The sequence below is a fragment of the Pseudoalteromonas sp. MTN2-4 genome (assembly GCF_042848605.1).
GTDB lineage: Bacteria > Pseudomonadota > Gammaproteobacteria > Enterobacterales > Alteromonadaceae > Pseudoalteromonas.
On record NZ_BTGK01000002.1, the window covers coordinates 354933 to 379409 of the forward strand.

Genomic DNA, 24477 nt, shown 5'->3' on the forward strand with positions numbered 1-24477 from the left:
AATGAAGCAATCTTTCGAAATTAGCCGTATACATACGCCGTTAGGTATATTTAGGGTGTCAGGAGAAGTTTCTGATCAAAACGATTTAGCAATATCACAACTAGAGATCATGGGTACTGATGGCTGGCTGTTTCTAGACATTCAATCAGGCAAGGTCGTCAACCTAATTAAACAACTGGAGCCGCATTTGCTGGCTCATATGCAGGGTTAAGCACTTATGGCTGAACAATTGAGTAATAAGAACTTAGCCCTTTTTGATTTTGATGGTACCTTAACCGATGCCGATATGTTCACTAAATTCTTGAAATTTTCAGCGACAAAAAAGCGCGCTTGGTTAATTAGGCTGACACTACTCCCTCTATATGGTTTTTTTAAACTGGGCCTTTTCCCAGCGCCAACTTTGAGAAAGCTGGCAAGCTTTGTCGCATATACAGACAAACCCATTAGCTTCCTGTGCCCTATTGGAGAAGAATACGCGCTTACGGTGATCCCCAAACACCTTCGAAAACAAGCTATTGAGCGCTTGCAATGGCACTTACAACAAGGTGATACCGTTGTTGTGGTGTCAGCTTCTTTAAACCTGTACTTAGAGCCTTGGTGTCACTCCCTTGGGGTTGAGCTAATTTGTAGTGAGCTTGCAACTAAAAATGGCAAATTTACAGGGCTTTATCTAAACGGAGATGTTAGCAATCACATTAAGGCTGAGAGGGTAAAATCAATGTTTAATCTCGACCAATTTAAACGTATTTACGCCTATGGTGACACACCAGAAGACCATGCACTTTTGTCTCTAGCCGACGAACAATATATGAATTGGGTGAAGCAATGATCTAAACTAAGCCACGTTTTTCATTGACTTGAGGCGTTATCAACAGATATTTTAGGTACAAACAAGAATAAATGGATGTTCAATGCTAAAACCGCTTATTTTAACTGCAGCCCTATTTTCTTCTATCAGCGCACTTGCAGCCCCAACAATTAACAACCAACAAGTGGAGCAACAAAAAAGTTGCTTCAGTGGCCGCTTTGAAACTTATGCTATTTGGCGAGGCATGATCGAAACTAAAATCAAAAGAAGGATGACTGAGCCTCAGAAAATCGCTCAACGGATGAAAGTGTTTGATGATCGCTTTGGTGAAGAAAAATTTAATGCTTTCAAAAATAAGCTAGAATGCACAAACTTTAAATACAAGGTAAATGGTAATGATGTTTGGGGTTATGTCATCAAGCCAAAAGGTTCTGTGCAACTTTTACCAACCTTAATTTATAATCGAGGGGGTAATGGTAACTTTGGGAGTGTAGTGTTTGGCGCCATGATGGCGAACCTATTTCCAATTGCCGATCAAGGGTTTGTGATCATTGGCTCACAATACCGAGGTACTTTCAGCAAAGATGATAACCTCGACCAATTTGGCGGTGAAGACGTTAACGATGTATTAGCACTGCTAGATTTAATACCTTATGTAAACGGTGCAGATACCAATAGAATTGGTATGTTTGGCGCGAGTCGAGGTGGTATGCAAACACATTTGGCCGCTAAGCAAGCTTCAAATATCAAGGCCATTGCGACCATTGCCGGTAGTGCCGATTTAAAAGCGGGTCTTGAGATACGTGCCAATATGGAAAAAGTCTATAAAAACCGAATTCCAAATTATGCACAAAATAAAGACCAAGAACTTGCCAAGCGCTCAGTGTTAAATTGGGTAGATACCCTGCCAAAAGACAGACCTATTTTGCTGATCCATGGTGGAAAAGATAAGCGCGTATCAGTTACTCACTCTGAGAATTTAGCAGCCGCCCTCAAAAAACATAAAGTACCGCATAAGTTAGTGCTATACCCTGAAGACAGTCACTTTTTAGAACGCTCTAAAACACAAGCCAATGCTGAGATTGTGAGTTGGTTTAAAGCCCATTTATAAAATAAAAAGAGGCATAGATCAGAACTTGGTTTATGCCTCTCTTACCTTTCTAATCTAAAACCATTACTAATTTTCACTTTCATTTACATTAACTGAATAATAAAAAACTGATGTTTAATCAGGTTTTTGCATATAAAGATCCAAAAAGTAATAACTCATTAATAAAAATAAATCTCATTATTGCACCTTTTTAGGGTAAACTCCTCACCCATAGCCATTTCATTAACAATATACATACAAAATGTGAGGTCATTGTTTTGAACATCAACCGCCTGCTTGGCAAAGTAAAAGTTGCCAATAAGCTGCGAATCTCTATTGCTATCTCTATCGCAATTATAGTGGGGATCCAACTCTCTGCTGCAAACAAACTGAAAGACACAATGACAGCTGAAAGACAAACAAAGGCGATTGGCCTTGTGGAATCTGTCAGCTCTCAACTGAATGCCATTGCCAAGTCAGCCAACCTAACCACTGAGCAAAAACAGACACAAGCAAAGTATTTGATCAATAACACCCGTTTCGGTGAGTCAGGCTACTTTTTTGTATTCGACAACCGAGGTGGCATGGTTGCTCACCCGATTAAACCTGCACTCAACAACCAGTCAATGACAACACATGTAAAACCATTTATTCGAAATGCTTTTACACAATTTGTTGATACTGCAGAACAATATGGTCAGGGCTTTGTCACCTACCAATGGCCAAAACCAGGGTCAAATGAACAAGAAGAAAAGGTGTCGTATGTACAAAAACAGGCGCATTGGAATTGGGTAATTGGTACGGGTATTTACCTAACTGATATTCAAGAGACCTACTACCAAACCTTACGCAGCATTCTTATTGAAATGCTGGTTTACATCGCAATATTACTTATTGTTTCGCAATATGTGGCACGTAACATCACAAAGCCATTGAATAAACTAACTCGCACCATGACTCAAGTGGCGAATGAAAAAGATCTGACAATTCAGCTAAAGCATCAGGGTAATGATGAACTATCTGAAATGGGACGCGCCTTTAATGAAAGTAACGTCCAGTTTAGACATGTGCTAGACAATATTAACGAGAATACCATGTCGTTAGCGTCTCAAGCCGAAGAACTATCTGTAGTAACACAACAAATTAAAACCGGCATTGTTGAACAGCATCAAGAAACTGCGTCAATACAAGACAAAGTCAGCCACCTAAACGAATCGGCCCAAGAAGTCTTTCAACAAACACAAAGTGCGCTTGATAACGTGGAGCATGCTGGTCAGTTAACAGCTCAGAGTTTAAAACACATCAATGACAACGCTGTCTCAATCAATGAAGTGGCTGAACGAGTAGATAGCGCAGAGCATGCGGTGAAGGAGCTACAAAATAGCTCTGATAAAATCACCGAAGTACTCGATGTTATTCAAAAAGTAGCTGAGCAAACCAATCTACTGGCACTCAACGCCGCGATTGAAGCTGCTCGCGCGGGTGAACAAGGCCGAGGCTTTGCCGTTGTAGCTGATGAAGTTAGAACGCTTGCAATGCGTACCCAGCAATCAACAGAAGATATTCAGGCCATTATTAACCAACTTCACACAGGGGTAAAAGCCACTGTTGATGAAATGGTACTATGTAAGCAGTCTGCTAATGAAGGCTTATTAATAAGTAAGCAATGTAATGAGACGTTACAGCAAGTAGATGGCGCGATGCAGGCTATCCAGCTTTCAAACGCCGAAATTGCCGCGGCCGCACAATTGCAGTCTGACAACATCGCTGTCATTGCAGATAACATGGCCAGTATCGCAGCAGTTTCAGAGCAAACCGAAACCGGTGCTGAACACACCCATGCAGCTAGCCAGCAACTCAGTGTAATGTCGCAAGAGTTAAGTGATTTAGTGAGAGAGTTTAAGGTTTAAAAGCGTAAAAGTCAGAGCGCGGTATGTGCGAAGTACCACCATTGACTGCAAAAATAACCTTAACTTGAAATGTAGGCGCGATTTTATATCGCGCTTTTTTTGCGCAGAGTAAACCAGCGCCTAAAGGGTTGGTTAGTTCTGGGATTTTAGGTAAGTTCATATTGTAGGTCGGGCTTCAGTCCGACAAAATATTCAAACCATGGCGACATAAAATACCCGACATAAAGTCGGTGCCACTGGAGCATAAAAACTTTGTCGCCTTGAACGACGACCTACATTCATAAAACTAAACAGGTGATTGCTGTAGGCCCGATTTTATATCGCGTTTTTTGTGCCGAATAAACCTGTGCCTACAAAAATTAGCGTATCTTCAAGGATTAAAAATCATTTCGATAAGATATAAATATGTTTAAAACAACACAGGAACATCTCAGCACCTGCGTTTTGTGTCTTTAACTTTAAGCTTGTTGCTTTCAACTCGCTAACTCCCCCAAATCAATCACTCTGCAATGCTTCTATCGGATCTAACTTTGACGCTTTTATCGCTGGGTATACACCAAATGTTAGGCCCACCAGCGCACAGATGCTGAAAGATAAAACGATGGCGCTGAGCGACCAAGATACTGCCCATTCTGAATAGAAGGCGATCAACTCAGATAAAGCGATACCGAAAAACACGCCAAGCAAACCACCTAAGATTGAGATAGTAAAACTCTCAGTAATGAATTGAACTTGAATGTCTTTTTGCGTGGCACCAATCGCGCGCAGTAAGCCGATTTCTTTGGTACGCTCTAACACTGTTGCCAGCATGATATTCATAATACCAATACCGCCCACCAGCAGTGAAATGCCTGCCACACACGACATCACAATATTAAAAATTTGCTGAGTTTGTTTTTGCTGTGCTAATAGCGCAGCTGGCACAATCAGCTTGTAATCATCAATGTCGTTATGACGGCCCTTAACCAAGGCATCAATCGCTTGTGCGGCCATCACTGGGCTAAAGCCCGGTTCAGTTGCCAGCTTAATACGCGATATTTCAGGGTCGAGTAATTCACTTTTAAAGCGGTGAATGGCTGTTTTTAAAGGAATAAAAATCTGGTTTTGTTCATCGCCTAGCTTCACCCCTTGAAACTCTTTCTTTTTCAAAAAAGGCGCTTCTAAAATACCTACGACTTCAAACCATAAATGATTGATCTTGATTGATTTACCTACCGCATCACCAAGTGGAAACAAAGTTTTAGCGGTATTGGCACCGAGCAGCGCCACTTGTGAAAAGTGTTGTCCGTCTTGTTCAGTGAGCAAACGCCCTGCACTTAAATCGAAATGCGCCAGCTTGAAGTAGTTTTCACTGACCCCCACGGCTTGGCCTTCGAACTTAGCGTATTCACTGAATACATGGTAGGTTTCGACTACTTTCTCTGCGGCAAAATCAGTGATAAAAGGCAAGGCTTCAACGGCGACTTTACCATCATTGAGAGACAAACCATCAGAGTGTTTACGTTGCTCTCTGAGCTCTTCTTCTTCAAAGTCTTTGGCTTCAACAATGACATTGTTTAGACCCATAGAGTCGATCATTTTCAATGCTTCGCGTTGAGCGCCCTCGCCAATATTTAACATGGCGATTACGGCGCCTACCCCGAAAATCATGCCAAGGAGTGTCAAAAAGGTGCGTAGTTTATGTTGCTGTAGCTGTACTACCGCATCTTTAAATAAGCCCACTAGATTCATAATTTGCCCTCCTTTTCGACCAACGCAATCACATCTCCCTCTGAGAGGCCTTGGGTAATTTCAACATGGCTTAAGTTGCTTTGCCCCAAACTCACAGGGGTTTTGCTAAAGTCCGACGCCGTTTTAAGTTGCACATACGCACCGTCTTCATCGGCAAATACACTAAACTTAGGCACAACCAGTTTTTCGGCTGCTTGGTTGGCAATGATATTGGCTATGACTTTTAGACCTGGTCGTAAATGTGCACCTTGTTTATCAATACTGGCAGTCAGCTCATAGTATTTTTGCGGATCTTGGCGTTTGATTGATTTAGGAAAGGGTGCAAGCTTGGTCACTTTACCTGTAAAAGTTTTGCTCGGATCTGAGATCAAAGAAAACTCCAGCGTTTGGTCTTGTTGCAAGTTAATGGCTTCGCGCTCTTTTACGAATAGTTTAATTTGCATCACCGAGATATCAGGTAAACCTGCAATCTTCTGACCTGGCCAAAGTGTTTGCCCAGCTCTTGGCTTTTCGCCGCGCCAGTTTACACTGTGCGTTAACAAGCCATCATGGGGAGCAACCACTTCTAATGACGACAAGTTACCATTGAGCATATCAATTTTGCTTTGGTGCTGTTGACTTTGCATATTTAAGAGATCTAATTCACCTTGGGCACTGCTATTAAATTGCTCTGATTGCCAATTAAAATAATCTGTTTTGGCATTCAGATAATCGACCTTTTGCGCCTGCTCTAAGATATCGAGTTTAGAGATGATGCGTACATCATCAATTGAGAAGGTTTCAGCAAATTGCTTTTCTTCTTCAATGATATCAATGTCATACCCTAGATGCTTTCTTCTTGTGTCAATCTCAGAATTTTTACCAGACAAGTCTTGTGAAACTTTATTGTTTGAAAATTCACTTTCGCGTTTTTGCTTACTCATAACACGACCGTCAAATCGTGCTACCACTTCACCTTTTTTAACTTGCGAATATTCAGGCATTAACCATGCGAGCGTTTGTGGACCACGCGAAGAAACAGGCGTACTAATCACTGTTTCGTTTGCAGCGATTAACTCGCCTTTTGCTTCTACGTAATTCTTAAATGGGGCTTTTTGCACCGTATATGTCAATTGTGCATCGACTTCTGCCAGTTCAGAGCAGGCCGTTAGTAATAATGCACAGGTCACTATCGTTAAATATTTCATAGACGTACCTCATCACCTTGCTTTATACCCTTAGTGATCACTGCAAAACCATTACTGATATTACCGACCTGAACAGGCACCTTATCACCGCCTTTTTCGATTACATAAGCGCTAGATCGAGCACCATTTGACTGATCACTGTGCACTGCAGAGATAGGCACAACTAAAACATTTTCAATTTTATCTGTAGCAATTTCTACCCGAGCGGTTAAGCCTGGGCGCATGAGCGCAGCATCGATGTCATCTAAGGTGATCAACGTATCGACTATGCGACGTTTATCTTGTGGTGATTTTTCACGAAAAGCACTACCGATGGTGGTAATTTTACCCGTTGTGATAAGTGGCTCTGGCCCATCTATAGTGACTTTGACATGTTGATCAAGCGCAATACGGCCAAAGTCTGCTTCATCTATTTGTGCTTTTACTTGCATGTCTTCTATTACTGCCATTTCAATAACTGGCTGGCCAAATTGCACACTTTCACCCACGGTCGGCTTTTCACCACTCGAATTACTGTAATACATCACAATGCCATCCATAGGCGCTTTAACTTTCAGCTTTTCTATGTCTTGTTGTAATGTGTCAGCCTCCGCTTTTAAACGACCTACTTTGCCTTCAGCCAAGCGGATATTGAGTGCTTTGGTCTCTTTTTGAAATGCCAATTTTTTTTGTGCCAGCTCCAGGTCATTTTTGGCAATGGTGAAATCTATCTGTGCCTTGCGCTTGTCATTGTCTGAAAGCGAATCATCGTTAATGTCGGCTTTACGCTCAGCAATATCAAAGTTCATCTGCGCTTCGGCAAGCGCTAGTTTTAGCTCTTCTTGGTTTTTAATTTCGAGCGCCTTTTGGTTCTCAAGTTCTTTGACTGCACGATCATATTCGCTGTTTTTATCAATTAAGCGGTCACGAACAGGTTTGTCGTCAAATGCCGCGACCACCTCGCCCTTTTTCACTTGCTTGTTTTCAGGTGCTAAAAACTTCACCTTGTATTGCCACATACGAGCAATAGAGGGTGGCGCAATTAACGACTGCTTTGCTGACTCTAGTTCACCATTGGCCTGCACGGCCAACTGAAAACTGGTTTTCTCGACAGTGTGATAATCAAATTCATCACTGCCACAGCCTGCTAACGATAAAGCAACAACACTGGCTAGTACGCCTAACTTAAACTTATTCACTTTGGCCTCCTTGCAAACGCACACGACCTGTCATCCCCGGCAGTATTTTTAGCTTTTGTGTTTCATCAAATGAGAAAACAGCACGATAATAGGCATCTTTTCCCCATTCTTGGCGCTCTTCTGGCTGTGTCGATAAGTTGGTTAGCTTGGCTGTGATAGGTGTCTTTTGGTAAGCATCTAGTGTCAAATCAACACTTTGTTCTAAAGTAAGATGCTTGTAGTCAATTTCATGAACCCAAGCCTCAAGGTAAAGCCCTGTCATTGCAGGGATTTCAGCAATTTTCCAACCAGGTTGAGCCGTCGCCCCCGAAAATAACTTCGAGCCATACCAAGGGTGGTTTGCATATAAAATTGGGCCTTGATTGGTTGCCTTATGAGTTAAGTCGTTTAAGCGCTCTCGGTTTTCTTTTAAGTTAATTTGTAAACGTGCGATTTCTATTTCTTGTTTACGAATATTCACCTGCGCAGTGGTTTTTGCTTCAGCTAGACTGGCTTTGGCTTTGTGCTTTTGGATCACCGCTTGTTCAAGTTTGAGCTGGTTTTCTTCGTAGTCGAATACGCTGACATGACTTTTTGGCACCGCGGCGTCTATTTTCGCTTTTTCAAGTAATAAATCTGCGCGAGTTAACGCAAACTCGGCCTCTAAAATCGCCTGCTGACCTTTATTCTGCTGCCTTTTTAATTCATCTCGCGCATTATTTAGGCTCACTTCATCTTGCTCCATGGTACTGGCAATCGTTCCCCCTTCAAATACCACTACAACATCGCCAGGCTTAGCCACTTCGCCTTCTGGTAGCATCCACTCAACCTGAATACGCCAATTGTCGCTCTGCGGCGCATAAAAAGTTTGACTATCGCCAGCCTTGATTTCACCAGTGATGAAGATGCTTTGAACAACCTCTGCATAGCTATTCACACTAAATATTGAGCTTGAAAGTAACATAACTAAACACAATGGTTTTAATGTACGTTGTTTTAAGTAAGCTTTCATCGGCGGCTGTCCTCTATTTTCACGCCATCTTTCATTCGAATAATACGTTTTGCATACTCGGCGATATCATCTTCGTGGGTCACCATAACAATGGTGTGCCCTTGAGCGTGCAAGTCACATAACAGTGACATTATTTCGTGAGAGGTTTTGCTGTCTAAGTTACCCGTAGGCTCATCGGCAAAAATGACTTTAGGCTCATTCACTAGGGCTCTGGCGATGGCCACCCTTTGCCTTTGACCACCCGACATTTCATTCGGTTTGTGCCCGGCTCGATGGTCAAGCCCGACCTTGGCAAGCATGGCTAAGCCTTTTTGTTTGGCTTCTTCTGGTGAGGTTTCGCTGTAACGCAGCGGCAAAGTGACATTTTCAAGAGCGCTCAAGCGAGTTAAGAGGTGAAAAGTTTGGAAAATAAAGCCAATACGCTCGTTTCTTATTTTTGATAAGTCTTCATCGCGCATATCTTGAATAGACTGTTTCGAGAGAAAATATTCGCCTTTTGTCGGTGTATCTAAGCAGCCCAATATATTCATGAGCGTTGATTTGCCTGATCCCGACGAGCCCATGATGGCGACGAACTCGCCTTCTTCAATGGAGATAGAAACATCATTTAACGCGGTGACGCGCGTTTCTCCACTGCCGTATTCGCGATATAAGTTCTTAACTTCAATCACTTGCTACAATCCTTGATTATTATTTTTATCGAACGTTCACCGTATACAATGTGAACAGCTGAGTCAACTCATATAACTCGCTGATTTTAATAGTTAAAAATTATCAAAAATAAATGCAATTTATAAACAAAGTTTTAACAAAAAGATCAAAAAAGCCCCATATGCATAAGCAAATGGGGCTTTTCGGCGTGATGGATGTATCTTTACCTTGTGCTTAATCTAACTGATAAACGCTAAATCCAAGACCAGCTACTTGGCCTTTCTCACCTTCAGCTGATTGATAAATCGGTTTCGCATTTTCACTCATCCCAGTCGACTTAATACTCTGAGATTTCGTGCTGGTATTAAAGATAACCGCTAGGTTTTGCTTACCTTGCTCACCCTGATACGCTCGTTTGATGGCGAATAAGCCAGGCTCATCTTGTGAAAATAGAATGCTTTGCTCACCCTGACGTAGTGCGATATGCGCTTGATATAGCTCAGCATATTCAGCAAAACGCTGATAGAACAGGTGCGATGTATCAAAGTTGTCATCAGCTGTGGTTTTATCTGTGGCTAACAGGTCATCATCGTTATAGGTTTTAACCAATGATGGCATCATGTTTTGTCTTGAATCTTGGTCGCCACCGTCACCCACAAAGCCTTGCTCATCACCGTAGTAAATCACCGGTACACCGCGGCTAAAGTACATCAATGCATGGGCTAGAAGAGTACGTTCAACCATTTCGCTTTCGCTGTAATTAAAATCACTGCTCTTTAAGCGATATGCAATACGGCCCATGTCATGGTTACCCGTAAAGCTCACAAGGTGATTGGCACTAAAGCCGTCTTCATGCTTGTATAAATGATCTTTTGCGAAAAGCTTAGTCAGCTCGCTTGTGCCTTTTTGATTCACCACAACCGCTTCAATACTGCCTTGCAGAGCAAAGTCGAGTACCGATGGCATTTTACCTTCAGTTAAGAATGTACTAAGTAGTTCTGGCTCAAAGCTATACGCTTCGCCATACATCATAAAGTTGTTGATACCTAATGAGGCAGCATGATCCATCAGTGCCGGCGAGAACTGCTCCCAGAATGACATGTCTACGTGTTTTACTGTATCAATTCTAAAACCGTCAGGCTTGAACTCGGTGATCAGGTTCTTGTAGATATCGATCATGCCATCAACCACTTTTTGTTGTGTGGTGTCGACATCGTCTAACCCAGCAAAGTCACCTTTGATTGAGCTTTCGCCCGACCAATGTGAATCACCTTGATTGTTATACAAATCAATGTCGTTTAACCAAGCGGGTACTTTAACGGCTTCTTCGCCTTTAGGGATCAGTGGCTTGTAGCGCTCATTTTCTGGTGTATTGCTGTCTTTAAATTGACAGCGGTCACCTTCAACCAACCATCCTAGGCCATCTTTACCATGACACTGTTCGTATTTGATCACGTCAGCCGTGTGGTTCGTGATGATGTCAAAGTACACTTTGATATTGCGTTCGTGTGCTTGATCAATGAAGTTTTTAAGCTCAGCGTTTGAACCCCAGTGTGGGTCAATCTCGGTAAAATCTAAGATCCAATAGCCGTGGTAACCCGATGTATCGGCTTGCATTGCACGGTTACGTAGTACTGGCGTTAACCAAATCGCGGTAATGCCCATGTTATCTAGGTAAGGCAGCTTTTTAGTTAAACCTGCTAAGTCACCACCGTGATACATGCCTTTGTGAGTAACGTCTAAACCACCTCGTGATAACGCACGTTTAGTGTCGTTTTCAGCTGCGCCCATATCGTTACTCGGATCGCCATTGTAAAAACGATCGGGCAATACAAAGTAGAATACTTCGTCACGAAAGTCTCGTTGCTGATACGGTGTCAGCTTAGCCGCTTTACGTTCAAACTGCTCAACGTTCGTCGCTGCAGCTGCGGTATTCGCCTGCGCTGCTGACTCTTTTGCCGTATTCGCTGATTGGCTACACGCTGTAAGACCTGTCGCTAACATCAGCGACAAGGCAATCTTATTCAATGGTGATTTAAACATAGGATCTCCTTTTTATACCAATCCTCTATATTAAATAGTCTATTTTGAGGATTGGTATCATGCTTGCCTTCAATTAAGAAAGCTTTGCATAAACGCTCGCAAACGCTGGCATTTCTAAGTTGTTGTCATTCATGGTCGCAGTCACAAGTTTGTGATCTGTAATAAGTGATAGCTCACTTACGCCTAACTGCTCAAGGCTGATTGTTTGCGCTTCATTACTCAGGTTAAAGCAGACTAAAAGTGTTTGGCCATTGTAGCTACGTTTAAACGCAAGAATTGGCTCTGGCGTTTCAATAAATTCGATGTCACCGTAAAGAATAGCTTCGAAGCCTTTACGCCATGCACTGAAATGACGGTAGCTATTTAGTACTGAGTTTTCATCATGTTCTTGGGTATCTACTGCGGTAGTATAATGCGCTTCAGGCACAGGTAACCAAGGTTTAGCAGTACTAAAACCTGCATTGTCTTTTTGGCTTTCCCAAGGATGTGGAGTACGGCAACCATCGCGGCCTTTGAACTGTGGCCAGAACGTAATGCCATACGGGTCTTGTAAGTCTTCGTAAGCAATTTCAGCTTCAACTAGGCCAAGCTCTTCACCTTGATAGCTACAAACGCTTCCACGCAGTGATGAAATCATCGCATACAACATTTTCGCGAGAGTAGCATTGCCTTCAGCGTTTTGTGTCCTGCCCCAACGGCTCGCAACACGAATAACATCGTGGTTCGACACAGACCAACATGGCCAACCATCCGATACGCGTGCTTCTAATGACTCTACAACTTGCTTAATGTAGCTTGCTTTAAAATCGTCTGTTAAAAGGTCAAAGCTATACCCCATGTGAAGACGCTTATCACCTTGGGTGTACTCCGCCATGGTTTTTAATGAATCTTCAGACGAGATTTCACCAAGTGCGACTGTGCCCGGGTACTTGTCTAATAGTGCGCGAATGTCTTCCATAAAGCCCAAGTTTTCATCTTGGGTATTGTTGTAATAGTGATACTGATACGCATACGGGTTCTTTGAGTCAAAACCGATATTGGTACGCAGCTCTTGCGCTTTAGGCGGGTTGTCACGTAATTGCGCGTCATGGAAGCAAAAGTTAATTGCATCTAAACGGAAGCCATCTACACCACGTTTTAGCCAAAACTCAATATTATCAAGGGTCGCTTGACGTACTTCTGGGTTATGGAAGTTAAGATCTGGCTGACTGGTTAAGAAGTTATGTAAGTAGTATTGCTGACGGCGCGGTTCCCACGTCCACGCAACACCACCAAAAATCGACATCCAGTTATTTGGCGGTGTGCCATCTGGCTTAGCATCGGCCCATACGTACCAATCAGCTTTGTCATTGGTTTTATCTTCACGACTTTCTAAGAACCAAGCATGTTGATCAGATGTATGACTTAATACTTGGTCAATCATGATCTTAATGCCTCGGTCATGGGCTTTGGCGATCAGATCATCAAAATCTGATAACTGACCAAATAGTGGGTCGATATCGCGATAATCGCTGATGTCGTAACCGAAATCTTTCATAGGAGATTTAAAGAATGGCGATACCCAAATCGCATCTACACCTAAGCTTTTGATGTAGTCTAATTTTGCGATGATACCCGGAATATCACCGATACCATCTTGGTTGGCATCATAGAAGCTGCGTGGATATACCTGATAAATAACGGCGCCGCGCCACCACATTTGTTCTTTCATTTAAAACCCCAAAGACTCTTCATCATCGCCCTACACCTCATTTTGTTCTCAGTGTCACAGCTTAGTGGCACTTAGTTTTAAAAGACCCGAGGCATAATCGGATAGTCGTTATAATATTGTCATAAAGAATACGCGTTATGATTTTTTCGTAACAGCCTTTGCATACGTATTCAGGATTTGCAGTTTTATGAATGACGCTATGATGCAATCATCAAGAAAAATGACAAAGAGGTTGGGTGTGAGTAAAGTTTTTTTGGGTATTAGCCTAGTTACAGGGCTGGTTTTAAACCCACTCATTGCAGTACAAGCTGTTGAAAATAAGAACAATGACAAACCTTATACGATTGCATCAAAAGCGCACAAATATGTGTCTCATAGCTATCAAAATGGTGAGCTGACGGTTACCACAACACTGGGTGATGTTACCTTCTCAGCACTCAATGACAGTGCCATTGAAGCGGTATTCAATGCCAAACAAGCTGCGGTTTCGTCAAATAACCTGCCTTCTTATACCATCAGTGAAACACACCAAGGCCACACCTTACTCTTTAGTCAAAAAGCTTCACAGCAAGGCAATGTGCTTGTTGGCTCAGCAGGCAATATGCGTGTCGAAATTACCACGCAGCCTTATTCAGTCAGTTACTTTAAAGGCAAACAATTACTGGTAAAAGAAGATCAGGGCTTTTACTCAGGCACAGTAATTGAACAGCATGACAGCCAAACTGAAATACATAACGTACATGGTGTTCGCTTTAACTTAAATGACAGTGAGCAACTACTCGGCACAGGCGAGCGCGTATTAGGTATGGACCGACGCGGCCATCGTTTACCTTTGTACAACCGTGCGCATTATGGTTATGAAACTGAATCAGTACAAATGAATTACAGCTTGCCTGCGGTGATGTCCAATAAACAATATATGTTGTTATTCGATAATAGCGCCAAAGGCTGGGTTGATTTAGCAAAGTCAGAACAAAATGTCTTGCAGTTCGAAGCTGTGGCAGGGCGTAACGCTTATATTGTCGTGGCGGGTGATTCTTACCCTAAACTTATCGCCAACTACACCGATATCAGTGGCGCACAGCCCATGTTACCGCGCTGGGCGTTTGGTAATTTTGCTTCACGCTTTGGTTATCGCACACAACAAGAAGTCATGGACACAGTTGCTAAATTCAAAGCGCTAAATATCCCTCTCGACTCCATCATCATTGACTTATATTGGTTTGGTAAAGACATTCAGGGCCATATGGGCAACCTTGCTTGGGATAAAGACGCGTTTCCTGAACCTGAAAAAATGCTGCGCGAACTCCGTGCGCAAGGCATTCAACCTATTCTGATCACTGAGCCATTTATTCTCTCAAGTTCAAAACGTTGGGATGATGCTGTTGCACAAAAAGTGCTGGCAAAAAATGCCGAAGGCAACCCAAAAACATTTGATTTTTACTTCGGTAATACCGGCATTATCGACGTCTTCAACGACACAGGTCGAAACTGGTTTAATAATATTTATCAAGAACTTGCTGAACAAGGTGTACAAGGTTGGTGGGGCGATTTAGGTGAACCAGAAGTACACCCGGGTGATGCATTGCACACTCTTGATAATGGCCAGCAAGTGTCTGCTGATGCCATTCATAACGCCTACGGTCATCAGTGGGCAAAAATGTTATTTCAACATTTACAAACGACGCAACCTGAACAACGTCCATTTATTTTAATGCGTGCAGGTGCTGCTGGCTCTCAGCGATATGGCATGGTGCCTTGGACTGGGGATGTAAACAGAACTTGGGGCGGATTAAAACCACAAGTTGAGTTATCACTGCAAATGGGCATGTTTGGTTTGGGCTACACGCACTCTGACTTAGGTGGTTTTGCCGGTGGTGAGCAGTTTAATAAAGAGCTGTATATCCGTTGGTTACAATACGGTGTATTCCAACCAATTTATCGCCCGCATGGCCAAGAACATATTCCATCAGAAGTAGTATTCCACGATAAAGAAACGCAAGATATTTTGCGTCAGTTCATCGAACTTAGATACCAAATGATGCCTTATAACTACACGTTAGCGTATCAAAATAGTCAATCAGGTCTACCTCTAATGCGCCCTACTTTTATGGATGACGCTGCCAACACAGACCTTTCGAACAAAGATAGCTACCTATGGGGCGACGCGTTTTTTGTACACCCAATTACCTCCGCGAATTTAAGTTCTGTTGACGTCACGCTGCCAGAAGGTGTGTGGTTTAACTACTTCACAGGCAAAAAGTTCGAAGGCGGCAAAACACATAAAGTCGAAGTAAACCTTGAGCAAATCCCTGTGTTCGTTAAAGCGGGGGCAATTGTGCCTATGGTTGAGAAGTTCCAAACCACGCAAAACTACAACTCAGGGCACCTAACCTTACATTATTGGGCCGATAGCCAAGTGCAAACAGCAACGGGTAGTATGTATGAAGACGATGGCCATACCATGAATGCCGACAAACGTGGTGAGTTTGAACTACTTAACTTCGTGGCGAAGCAGAATAATAGCCAACTGGGCATGCTGCTTATGCGTCAGGGCAAAGGCTACAAGGGCATGCCTAAAGCACGTGAGATCACCTTAAAGATCCATAACTGGCAACAGCAGCCAAAGCAGGTTAAGGTAGGCGACCAAATTATTCAATCTTATGATTGGAATAATAAAAACAGCACCTTAACGGTGAAATTTAACTGGCAGCATCAGCCACTGACACTACAGGTTCAATAACATGACAACACAACAGTCTGAGTCTTTAACCCGTATTATCGCCGACATTGGCGGCACCAATATTCGTCTTGCGATTGTCGACGAGCAAGCCGACGGCTATTTCCGCAATATCAGCACCTATAAATGTGCTGATTATGCCGGTCTTGCCGAAGTATTAAAGCTGTATATCAGCGAGCAGCAATTAGAAGACAATCGCTTAAGCGCTTGTTTAGCCATTGCATGTCCGGTGGATGATGATTTGATTTCGATGACAAACCTGCCTTGGCAGTTTTCTCAATCGGCATTAAAAGAGACATTAAAGCTTGAGTCTTTAACGCTGATTAATGATTACACTGCCATTGCCATGGCTATTCCACTCTTGAGTGATGCACAAAAAGTGAAAATCGGTGATGGTGAAGCCGTTGCTGATAAACCTATTTCAGTGTGTGGTCCAGGTACAGGGTTAGGTGTTGCGAATCTTATTCCTGTAGGTGACAAATGGCATTGTGTCAGTGGCGAAGGCGGTCATGTTGATTATGCCCCTGTTGGAGAGCTCGAAATCGAAATTTTGCGTTTCTTAAACAAGATTAAGCAGCGAGTTTCTTACGAGCAATTGCTATCGGGTTATGGTTTAGAACAGGTTTATCAAGCTATTTCTGCCATTAAACAAAACCCAAACACCGAAAAACTCTCGGCACAGCAAGTATCAGAGCGCGGTTTAAACAATGACTGTGAATACTGCAATCTAGCACTCAATGTGTTTTGTCGTGTACTCGGCGCCTTTGCAGGCAATTTGGCGCTAACATGCAACAGTGTCGGCGGAGTCTATATCGCCGGAGGCATAGTGCCGCGCTTTGTTGATTTCTTAAAATCAACGGCATTTAGAGAGCGCTTTGAAAATAAAGGTCGTTTATCACACATTCCGCGTCAAGCGCCGACTTATGTGATCACAGAAAGCCAACCGGGCCTACTGGGTGCTGCAGCTTATGCGATGCAAAGCTAGCAGCTAACAACGAAAAGCTAAGTAGAGCTCTTACTTAGCTTTTCGCTTAAGTATTTATCAAATGTTATACTTTTTTACCCCTTCCACATTCTGCTAAATAACTAAAAAACCTGCTAAATTTAATTAGAAATAGTCCCTTTTTTAAACTAGGCTTAAATTAACCTAGCTGCCTCTAAAAATATCAAAAGCCTTTTATGGATAAACTATTTAAATTCGCGCATGCTGTTTTCGTCTTACTACTTATTATTTCAAGCAACAGCTATGCGCAGATCCCACTGCTAACTAATGAATATTCGATAAAAAAGCTCACTGCCGAAGAAGGGTTTGTATCATCTGAAATCTACTCCATCATTCAAGATAAACAAGGGCTGATTTGGTTTGGCACCGCAGAAAATGGCGTAATGCGTTATGACGGTCGCAAGGTCACACTATTCGAATTTGACAGCATGAGTGAAAATGGCCTATCGCATAATGATGCAGGCAATCTAATGCTAGATAGAAACGGGAATATTTGGATTGGTACTTGGGGCGGCGGGGCTAATAAATATAACCCTGCGACTGGTAGATTCGACACCTATTTACATGACCCAAAACGCAGCGACTCTATTTCAGCGAACCGCATTCAATCACTGCATCACGATGAAGACGGCTCAATATGGCTTGGCTCTTACGATCAAGGATTAAATCTATATCTAGGTGAAAACAAATTTTCACATGTAAAGATAGCCACAGAGAAAGCCTCAGGCTTAAGCCATAATCGAATTTGGGATATTGAAAATAATGACAAAGATGCGCTCTGGATTGCCACCAGCTTCGGTTTAAACTTATTCGACAAAAAGAATTTAACTTTTAAGTATTTTTTTCCAGATCCAACTAACCATACCCCAACAGGTGCGAACGAGATTCGCCATATACTCAAAACTCGCAGCGACCAAATTTATATTGGCACGCAACAAGGTCCTTTTAAATTCAGCCAAGACACTAAACAATTTACGCAATTAGGTCTCATTAATAATGAGAGCTTAGGCCAAGTTAACTCTATGATTGAAGACCAAGAGGGATTTATTTGGTTTGTCACCAGCAAAGGCGTGTTTAGGCTCGACCCTGCCGATGATGAAATCAAGCAACTCGAATTAGAGCACAATAACGGCTTACGCATTATTTTCGAAGACAGTGGCAGAACGCTTTGGATCACCAATGAAGTACAAGGTATTTACAAGCTGGTGCCTCACCGAAAATTTAAATCAATTCAAAACCCAGAGCTTGTGGCACCAAATGGTATTTTAAGGAATACAAACGGTGACTTACTAATCGCGACATCCAATTCCGAATTATTCAAATGGCAAGTTGACTCTCAAAAACTTGAAAAGCTCTCAAATGCTATTTTTAATGAGGAAAATGGCTTTAACAACAACCGCTTGCTAGAGAGACCTGTGCTTTATTTATCTGACGATAATTTACTCTGGATTGCGCAAGATGATGGGTTGGCAACGTTTGATCTTGTTACGAGAAATATCGAGTTAATCACCTACCCCAAAAACGATCCAGGTCACAAAGAGTTTAGAGAGATCCGCGCTCTAAGTGCCGACACATTAGGCAAAATTTGGATAGGTACATACAAAAACGGGGTTTATACCTATGACCCACAACAACGAAAGTTCACACACCTAGATTCAACTTATGGCCTTACCCACCCCGAGGTACTAGAAATATTTAGAGACGATAAAGGTAATATGTGGGTAGGCACAGGCGATGGTGCGAACTTATGGCAAGAAGATATGCAGTTCTTCATGCCCTTTAAAAATAACCGTTACAACCCTGATAGCTTGCTTGGCAGTATAGTCCAAGACATACACCAAACACAAAGTGGCGAGATATGGGTTGCCACGCAAAAGGGACTAAACCTTTACCAACCTGATGCGCAAAACTTCAAACATATAAAAAAAGAAGATGGACTACCCACCAATTTAATTAGAGCCATCGCCGATGACGCTGAAGGCTATCTATGGCTGACCACAAACAAAGGGGTTTCTAAATATTCACCCAAAAACGACACCATTAAAAACTTTGACAGCCAAGATGGCTTGTTAGGCTTGAATTATTACCCAAATAGCCTTGTGAAAGGCAGTAATAACACCTTCTTTACCAGTAGTCAGCGCGGTATTGAGTACTTTAGCTCAACTTCTTTGACCAGCAACCAAGCTGACCCAAACTTAATATTAACTGGGTTTAACGTGATGGGGCAGCCTGTACAGTTAGATATGCCTTACTCTTTTGTCACTGACATCAACCTGTCTTATCTAGATTATGTATTTTCTTTCGAGTTTGCAGTTTTAGACTTTATTTCACCCAACAAAAACCAGTACGCATACAAGTTAGAGGGCTATGACGATAAATGGATTGAGATCGGCAATCGTAACATTGCCTCGTTCACCAATTTAGATGGCGGTGATTATAGGTTTATGGTCAAAGCGACTAACAGTAACGGCGAATGGAGCAAGAACATGCTCACCGTAAACCTGCATGTATCGCCACCGCTTTGGCAAACTTGGTGGGCTTATTGTATTTATGTCTTGATATTACTGACCCTAATTTTCAGTGCAATTTATTTAAGAACACGCCTGCAAAAAGTTGAAATAACAAGACAAAAACAATTTGTGACTAAACTTGAGCAACAAGTCTCTGAGAAAACGGCGTCACTGGAATCTCAAGCCAAAGAGCTGGCTGCTGCGCTCGAGAAGGCAAAAGAAGCTACGCAATTGAAATCTGAATTTTTAGCCAATATGAGTCACGAGATCAGAACACCCATGAATGGTGTGATTGGTATGTTGAATCTCCTTAAAGCCGCTGAGCTAAGCTCTGAGCAAGCACACACGGTTGATATCGCTAGAACCAGTGCTAATTCGCTGCTGACTTTAATCAATGACATTCTAGACTTTTCAAAAATCGAAGCTGATAAACTCGAATTAGAAAATATTGAATTTGATATCAGGGAGTTGATTGAATTACTTGCCGAATCCATGTCACTCAGCGCGCAAAGTAAAGGTGTTGAGATTGTGCTCGATTTAACTGAGCTAAAAACCACGGCAATACAGTCTGATCCGGGTCGGATCAGGCAAATCCTGACAAACATACTTAGTAATGCCATTAAATTTACCGAGCATGGCGAAATTGTTATTGCAGCAAAACTGCTAGCAACAGACTCGCCAGGTGCCTTTGAGTTAAACTGTCAAATTCGCGATACAGGCATTGGTATACCTAACGATAAACTCATCTCACTCTTTGATGCATTTAGCCAGGTTGATGCATCCACAACCAGAAAGTACGGTGGTACGGGCCTTGGTCTTAGTATTACAAAGCGCTTATGTCAGTTGTTAGGCGGTGATATTGGTGTCACCAGTGAAGTCGGTGTTGGAAGCTGTTTTACTATCACTTGCCTTGTAACGAGTCAAAATCAATCAACCACAGAGCAGTTCGATCTCAGGCACCTTGCATTGAAGCTGTTGCTCGTCGACGCCAATAGTTCAAGTCGCTTTGCACTGAAGAAACAACTTGATGCCTGGGGGGTAGAAGTTGCGGATTGCGTTAGCGGTGAAGCCGCACTAAACACATTAAAAACACTAGATAAGCAAAGTACAGCAGCTTTCGATATTGTGCTATTTGATAAGTATTTGCCCTGTATGCAAGGTGAGTCATTTGCGAAACAACTTAGAACTACAACCCGTTTTAGTGAAACGAAACTCGTCATGATGGGCAGGCTCAACGAGCAATATACCCAAACACAAATTATCGAACTGGGGGTTAATGCCTATTTTTACAAACCAATTACCCAAGCCGCCTTACTAAAGTCCCTCGCAATAGCGAGTGCCGAACTTCGCCAACAGCTTGAAGCGAGTAATTTACAGGCACTCAGTGTTAAACAAGCCCCAACTACACCTCATCCAGAGTCTGATTGGGCCACCAATGTCCATCTATTACTGGTAGAAGATAACAAAGTTAACCAACTGGTAGCATTAAAAGTATTGAGTAATATTGGTATAAAAACAGAGGTAGCGGAGAACGGCTTACAAGCTATCGAAAAGCTCTCTGCATCAAACGAGTCCCAACCATTTACCTTAATTTTAATGGACTGCCAAATGCCTGAAATGGACGGTTATCAAGCAACTCAAGCCATTCGTCTAGGTGAAGCAGGCGATAGCAATATCGCCATTCCTATTATTGCTATGACCGCAAATGCGATGCAGGGTGACAAACAAAAGTGCCTTGATGCGGGCATGAGTGACTATATTACAAAGCCGATTGTTGAAGCCCAAATCATTGAAAAGCTAAAAGAGTGGTCGTTAAAATAAGCAGCCTACTTCTCTTAACGATCACTTAATCTAGTGTTTTACACAATGCTGAATACGTATGCATAACATGGTGGTTGTTCCATATACTCGGTAGTATTGATTGAATGCCATATTAAATGCCATTTTTTTACGGTTTAAACTGACTAATAAGTGAATACTAATTGGTCAAAATCATCTGTATAAATATTGGTATAAATTCACAATAAGAGTCGCTTTATGACCAGACAACAAACACAAAACACCAAGCCAAAATTGAGCTTCTGGCAGATCTGGAATGTCAGTTTTGGTTTCTTAGGCGTACAGTTTGGCTTTGCCTTACAAAATGCCAATGCCAGTCGAATTCTTTCAGACCTTGGCGCAGACCTTCATTCTCTTTCTCTTTTTTGGCTAGTAGCCCCTGTAATGGGCTTAATCATTCAGCCCATTGTTGGTTCAGCGTCAGATAAAACATGGAATCGTTTAGGACGACGTAACCCTTATATTTTAGCCGGTGGTATTGCCGCTGCATTTGGTATGTTACTGATGCCAAACTCTTCAAACATTGCCACCTTTATGACACCGCTCTTATTTGGTGCCATGATGCTGGCATTGATGGATGCCGCATTTAACCTAGCTTTCCAGCCATTCCGTGCGCTTGTGTCTGATATGGTCTCTGAAGACCAACGCAACCTAGGTTATTCAATTCAGTCTTTCCTTATCAATATCGGTGCAGTATTTGGGTCGATTCTACCTTTCTTACTGACCAATGTGATTGGGCTAGAAAACGTTGCAGATAAAGGCGAAGTCGCCCCTTCTGTGATTTGGGCATTCTATATCGGTGCAACAGTGATGTTAGGTTCAGTGCTTTGGACTGTTCTGCGTACTAAAGAATACGCGCCTGGCGAAAATGGGCTGCCAGAACTAAACCAAGAAGCCGAAAAGCTGCCACTGGGTGAGCGTCTTGCTGGTTTCTTTGGGCTAATGAAAACCATGCCTGAGACCATGAAGCGTCTTGCTATTGTGCAGTTTTTCTCATGGTTTGCGTTATTCATTATGTGGGTTTACACCATGCCAGCCATCACTCAACATATCTGGGGTGTGGATGCAAAATGGTTTGATCCTGATTACTTATCTCAAGTTGGCCAAGTACCTGCACATATTGCACAGGCTAAGGGTACTGCAGGTGACTGGGTCGGCATTATGTTTGCTGCATACTCTGTTTTTGCTGCTATCGCATCATTATTTATGGCAAAAGTCGCTAATCAAATAGGTCGTAAGCTGACTTATTCTATTTCACTTCTAGCAGGCGCAATTGGCTATATCAGTATCATTTTCTGGCAAGACAGTACGCTGACAATGGTGAACTTAGGGATCACTGAAATCGAAGTACCACAAGGTGCTGTGATGTTACTTATTTCTATGATTGGCGTTGGTATGGCGTGGGCTGCAATCTTAGCCATGCCTTATGCCATTCTTGCTGGCAGTTTACCGCCGAAACAAACTGGTGTGTATATGGGTATTTTCAACTTCACCATTGCCGCGCCACAAATTGTATCTGGCTTGTTTGCGGGTTGGATTTTAACCTCAGTGTTTGAGAACCAAGCGATTTACATCATGATGATGGCCGGCGGCGCAATGCTGCTCGCAGCCTTGGCTGTTTACTTTGTAAAAGAAAATGGGTCGGAAACAACTGAGACCAATTCAAAGCAAGCAACAGCTTAATACGAGAATCAAAGTAGCGTTTAAAAGTTAAAGTTTATTTAACGTTATCCCAAGCGAAAAGCCGATTAAAGCCAAACTTCAATCGGCTTTTTTATATCTCTCCTTATTGACTACCTCTCAACATTCTCTCTAAAGCCAATCATTAGACACTTTTTAGACTGCTCTGCTTTTGGCAATAAATCGGAAGCGATGGCACAGTTTTCTGTAGCCATGTTTTGCTACTTCTCCAACCGTTCACTGTTTCAATTGTTAAATAAAACAGTGAGCTCTGTATTTCTGCGGACAATGTGTATGAGAAAATTATTATTACTTACAAGCTTGATAGCCCTTAGCGCATGCAATAATGACACATCTGTTTTCATTGAAGATGATAACAACATAGGCAGTCTGCCAAGCATTCCCCCTTCACCAGAACATAATCCAACGACTGATGAAAAAGTTACATTAGGTAAACTACTATTTTGGGACACTATTCTATCGGGGTATAAAGATATTGCTTGCGCCAGCTGCCATCATCCAGATCACGGTTACGCTGAAAACATAGACTTAAGCATAGGTGTCGGCGGCTCTGGCTTGTCTGAAAATAGGCATAGCGGAAAGCTTATTCATCGCAATGCACCAACAATACTAAACGCAGCTTTCAATGGTATGGATGAAGATGGGGCAGTTAATCCACTGAACAGCCCAATGTTTTGGGATAATCGAGCCACCCCATTAGAAGAAAGTTTTGCTCGTTTTGCAATCAGACGTTGAAATGCGCGGTGATACTATTTCTGAAGACGAGATTATGCAGGTACTTTCAGAACGTTTAATCAATATTGCCGAATATCGCAGCCTTTCTAATGATGCATTTGGCGATGAAACTATAAACGCCGTTCGTATCACACAAGCAATTGCCGCTTTTGAACGTAGTTTAATCGTCTCAGACAGCCCTTTTGACCTGTATGCACGCGGAGATGAAAACGCCTTAACCGAGCAACTAATTCGCGGTATGGATACTTTTGTTCAAGCTGGTTGCGCAGAATGTCATGGTGGTCCAATGTTCTCTGACTTTGAATTGCATCAACTTCCTGTAAAAGAAAACGCCAAGTTAGTACAACTAGGGGTTGTTGATGAAGGAAATGAGAAACGCTTTAGAACACCATCATTGCGTAACCTTTCTTTCACAGCGCCCTACATGCATAAAGGCACAGAAGCCACATTACGTGATGCAATTCTATTCTATGATGACATTGCCAACCCAGGTAACTCAGAAGAGCTGGCGAACTTTAATTTTGATGATGTAGATTCAGAAACACTAGATGCTATTGAGGCTTTTATTCATGCTTTGAGTGATGATCGCTTTGACAAGAGTATCCCGCAGACAGTGCCTAGCGGCTTAAAGCCTGGTGGGAATATATAA

At 42.4% G+C, this 24477-nt stretch carries 17 protein-coding genes; 10 read left to right on the forward strand and 7 right to left on the reverse strand.

What is annotated here, in order from left to right; translation table 11 throughout:
- Position 1 precedes the first annotated feature (1 nt).
- From ACGHEH_RS06580 to ACGHEH_RS06595, 4 genes are all read left to right on the forward strand, one after another.
- On the forward strand, positions 2-211 hold the full coding sequence (locus ACGHEH_RS06580; protein ID WP_390443121.1) for a hypothetical protein: 210 nt from the start codon (positions 2-4) through the stop codon (positions 209-211).
- 6 nt (positions 212-217) lie between these two features.
- Positions 218-829 carry an HAD family hydrolase gene (locus tag ACGHEH_RS06585; protein WP_390443124.1) on the forward strand — a complete coding sequence of 204 codons (612 nt, stop codon included), beginning with the start codon at positions 218-220 and terminating at the stop codon, positions 827-829.
- An 82-nt stretch (positions 830-911) separates the two neighbouring features.
- Positions 912-1919: an alpha/beta hydrolase family protein gene (locus tag ACGHEH_RS06590; protein ID WP_390443127.1), complete on the forward strand. Its 1008-nt coding sequence runs from the start codon at positions 912-914 to the stop codon at positions 1917-1919.
- 257 nt (positions 1920-2176) lie between these two features.
- On the forward strand, positions 2177-3808 hold the full coding sequence (locus ACGHEH_RS06595; RefSeq protein WP_390443130.1) for a methyl-accepting chemotaxis protein: 1632 nt from the start codon (positions 2177-2179) through the stop codon (positions 3806-3808).
- Between the two features lie 495 nt (positions 3809-4303).
- On the opposite strand, the gene ACGHEH_RS06600 is transcribed toward ACGHEH_RS06595, so the two are convergent.
- The 7 genes from ACGHEH_RS06600 to ACGHEH_RS06630 form a co-directional block, all read right to left on the reverse strand.
- A complete protein-coding gene (locus ACGHEH_RS06600) occupies positions 4304-5539 on the reverse strand; it encodes an ABC transporter permease (RefSeq protein WP_390443133.1) in 1236 nt (411 codons plus the stop codon).
- Complete coding sequence (locus tag ACGHEH_RS06605; RefSeq protein WP_390443136.1) at positions 5536-6726, reverse strand: efflux RND transporter periplasmic adaptor subunit; 1191 nt, start codon at positions 6724-6726, stop codon at positions 5536-5538. The genes ACGHEH_RS06600 and ACGHEH_RS06605 overlap by 4 nt, the downstream gene beginning before the upstream one ends.
- Complete coding sequence (locus tag ACGHEH_RS06610) at positions 6723-7904, reverse strand: efflux RND transporter periplasmic adaptor subunit (protein WP_390443139.1); 1182 nt, start codon at positions 7902-7904, stop codon at positions 6723-6725. Before ACGHEH_RS06610 ends, ACGHEH_RS06605 begins: the two co-directional genes overlap by 4 nt.
- Positions 7897-8895, reverse strand: a complete 999-nt coding sequence (locus ACGHEH_RS06615) for an HlyD family secretion protein (RefSeq protein ID WP_390443142.1) — start codon at positions 8893-8895, stop codon at positions 7897-7899. Before ACGHEH_RS06615 ends, ACGHEH_RS06610 begins: the two co-directional genes overlap by 8 nt.
- Entirely contained in the window at positions 8892-9566 is a 675-nt protein-coding gene (locus tag ACGHEH_RS06620) for an ABC transporter ATP-binding protein (protein ID WP_390443145.1), read from the reverse strand. The genes ACGHEH_RS06615 and ACGHEH_RS06620 overlap by 4 nt, the downstream gene beginning before the upstream one ends.
- Before the next feature lie 214 nt (positions 9567-9780).
- Positions 9781-11589 carry an alpha-amylase family glycosyl hydrolase gene (locus ACGHEH_RS06625; RefSeq protein ID WP_390443148.1) on the reverse strand — a complete coding sequence of 603 codons (1809 nt, stop codon included), beginning with the start codon at positions 11587-11589 and terminating at the stop codon, positions 9781-9783.
- Between the two features lie 73 nt (positions 11590-11662).
- Positions 11663-13300, reverse strand: coding sequence for an alpha-glucosidase family protein (locus ACGHEH_RS06630; protein WP_390443151.1), 1638 nt, complete (start codon positions 13298-13300; stop codon positions 11663-11665).
- Between the two features lie 238 nt (positions 13301-13538).
- Between ACGHEH_RS06630 and ACGHEH_RS06635 the strand changes: the two genes are divergently transcribed.
- The 6 genes from ACGHEH_RS06635 (at position 13539) to ACGHEH_RS06660 (ending at position 24477) form a co-directional block, all read left to right on the forward strand.
- Complete coding sequence (locus tag ACGHEH_RS06635) at positions 13539-16043, forward strand: TIM-barrel domain-containing protein (protein ID WP_390443154.1); 2505 nt, start codon at positions 13539-13541, stop codon at positions 16041-16043.
- Position 16044: 1 nt separating this feature from the next.
- Positions 16045-17025, forward strand: coding sequence for a glucokinase (locus ACGHEH_RS06640; RefSeq protein ID WP_390443156.1), 981 nt, complete (start codon positions 16045-16047; stop codon positions 17023-17025).
- Positions 17026-17219: 194 nt separating this feature from the next.
- Positions 17220-21374, forward strand: coding sequence for a response regulator (locus tag ACGHEH_RS06645; protein ID WP_390443158.1), 4155 nt, complete (start codon positions 17220-17222; stop codon positions 21372-21374).
- Positions 21375-21590: 216 nt separating this feature from the next.
- A complete protein-coding gene (locus ACGHEH_RS06650) occupies positions 21591-23075 on the forward strand; it encodes an MFS transporter (protein WP_390443160.1) in 1485 nt (494 codons plus the stop codon).
- Positions 23076-23366: 291 nt separating this feature from the next.
- On the forward strand, positions 23367-23828 hold the full coding sequence (locus ACGHEH_RS06655; protein ID WP_390443162.1) for a cytochrome-c peroxidase: 462 nt from the start codon (positions 23367-23369) through the stop codon (positions 23826-23828).
- Positions 23803-24477 (forward strand): cytochrome-c peroxidase, encoded by a 675-nt coding sequence (locus ACGHEH_RS06660; protein ID WP_390443164.1) that lies wholly within the window; start codon positions 23803-23805, stop codon positions 24475-24477. Before ACGHEH_RS06655 ends, ACGHEH_RS06660 begins: the two co-directional genes overlap by 26 nt.

What these genes read in the sequence shown, in the direction of transcription:
- ACGHEH_RS06590 (WP_390443127.1), top strand. Translation starts at nt 912, where the DNA reads ATGCTAAAACCGCTTATTTTAACTGCAGCCCTATTTTCTTCTATCAGC.
- ACGHEH_RS06585 (WP_390443124.1), top strand. Translation starts at nt 218, where the DNA reads ATGGCTGAACAATTGAGTAATAAGAACTTAGCCCTTTTTGATTTTGAT.
- ACGHEH_RS06650 (WP_390443160.1), top strand. Translation starts at nt 21,591, where the DNA reads ATGACCAGACAACAAACACAAAACACCAAGCCAAAATTGAGCTTCTGG.
- ACGHEH_RS06615 (WP_390443142.1), bottom strand. Translation starts at nt 8,895, where the DNA reads ATGAAAGCTTACTTAAAACAACGTACATTAAAACCATTGTGTTTAGTT.
- ACGHEH_RS06655 (WP_390443162.1), top strand. Translation starts at nt 23,367, where the DNA reads ATGAGAAAATTATTATTACTTACAAGCTTGATAGCCCTTAGCGCATGC.
- ACGHEH_RS06630 (WP_390443151.1), bottom strand. Translation starts at nt 13,300, where the DNA reads ATGAAAGAACAAATGTGGTGGCGCGGCGCCGTTATTTATCAGGTATAT.
- ACGHEH_RS06625 (WP_390443148.1), bottom strand. Translation starts at nt 11,589, where the DNA reads ATGTTTAAATCACCATTGAATAAGATTGCCTTGTCGCTGATGTTAGCG.
- ACGHEH_RS06645 (WP_390443158.1), top strand. Translation starts at nt 17,220, where the DNA reads ATGGATAAACTATTTAAATTCGCGCATGCTGTTTTCGTCTTACTACTT.
- ACGHEH_RS06640 (WP_390443156.1), top strand. Translation starts at nt 16,045, where the DNA reads ATGACAACACAACAGTCTGAGTCTTTAACCCGTATTATCGCCGACATT.
- ACGHEH_RS06605 (WP_390443136.1), bottom strand. Translation starts at nt 6,726, where the DNA reads ATGAAATATTTAACGATAGTGACCTGTGCATTATTACTAACGGCCTGC.
- ACGHEH_RS06580 (WP_390443121.1), top strand. Translation starts at nt 2, where the DNA reads ATGAAGCAATCTTTCGAAATTAGCCGTATACATACGCCGTTAGGTATA.
- ACGHEH_RS06600 (WP_390443133.1), bottom strand. Translation starts at nt 5,539, where the DNA reads ATGAATCTAGTGGGCTTATTTAAAGATGCGGTAGTACAGCTACAGCAA.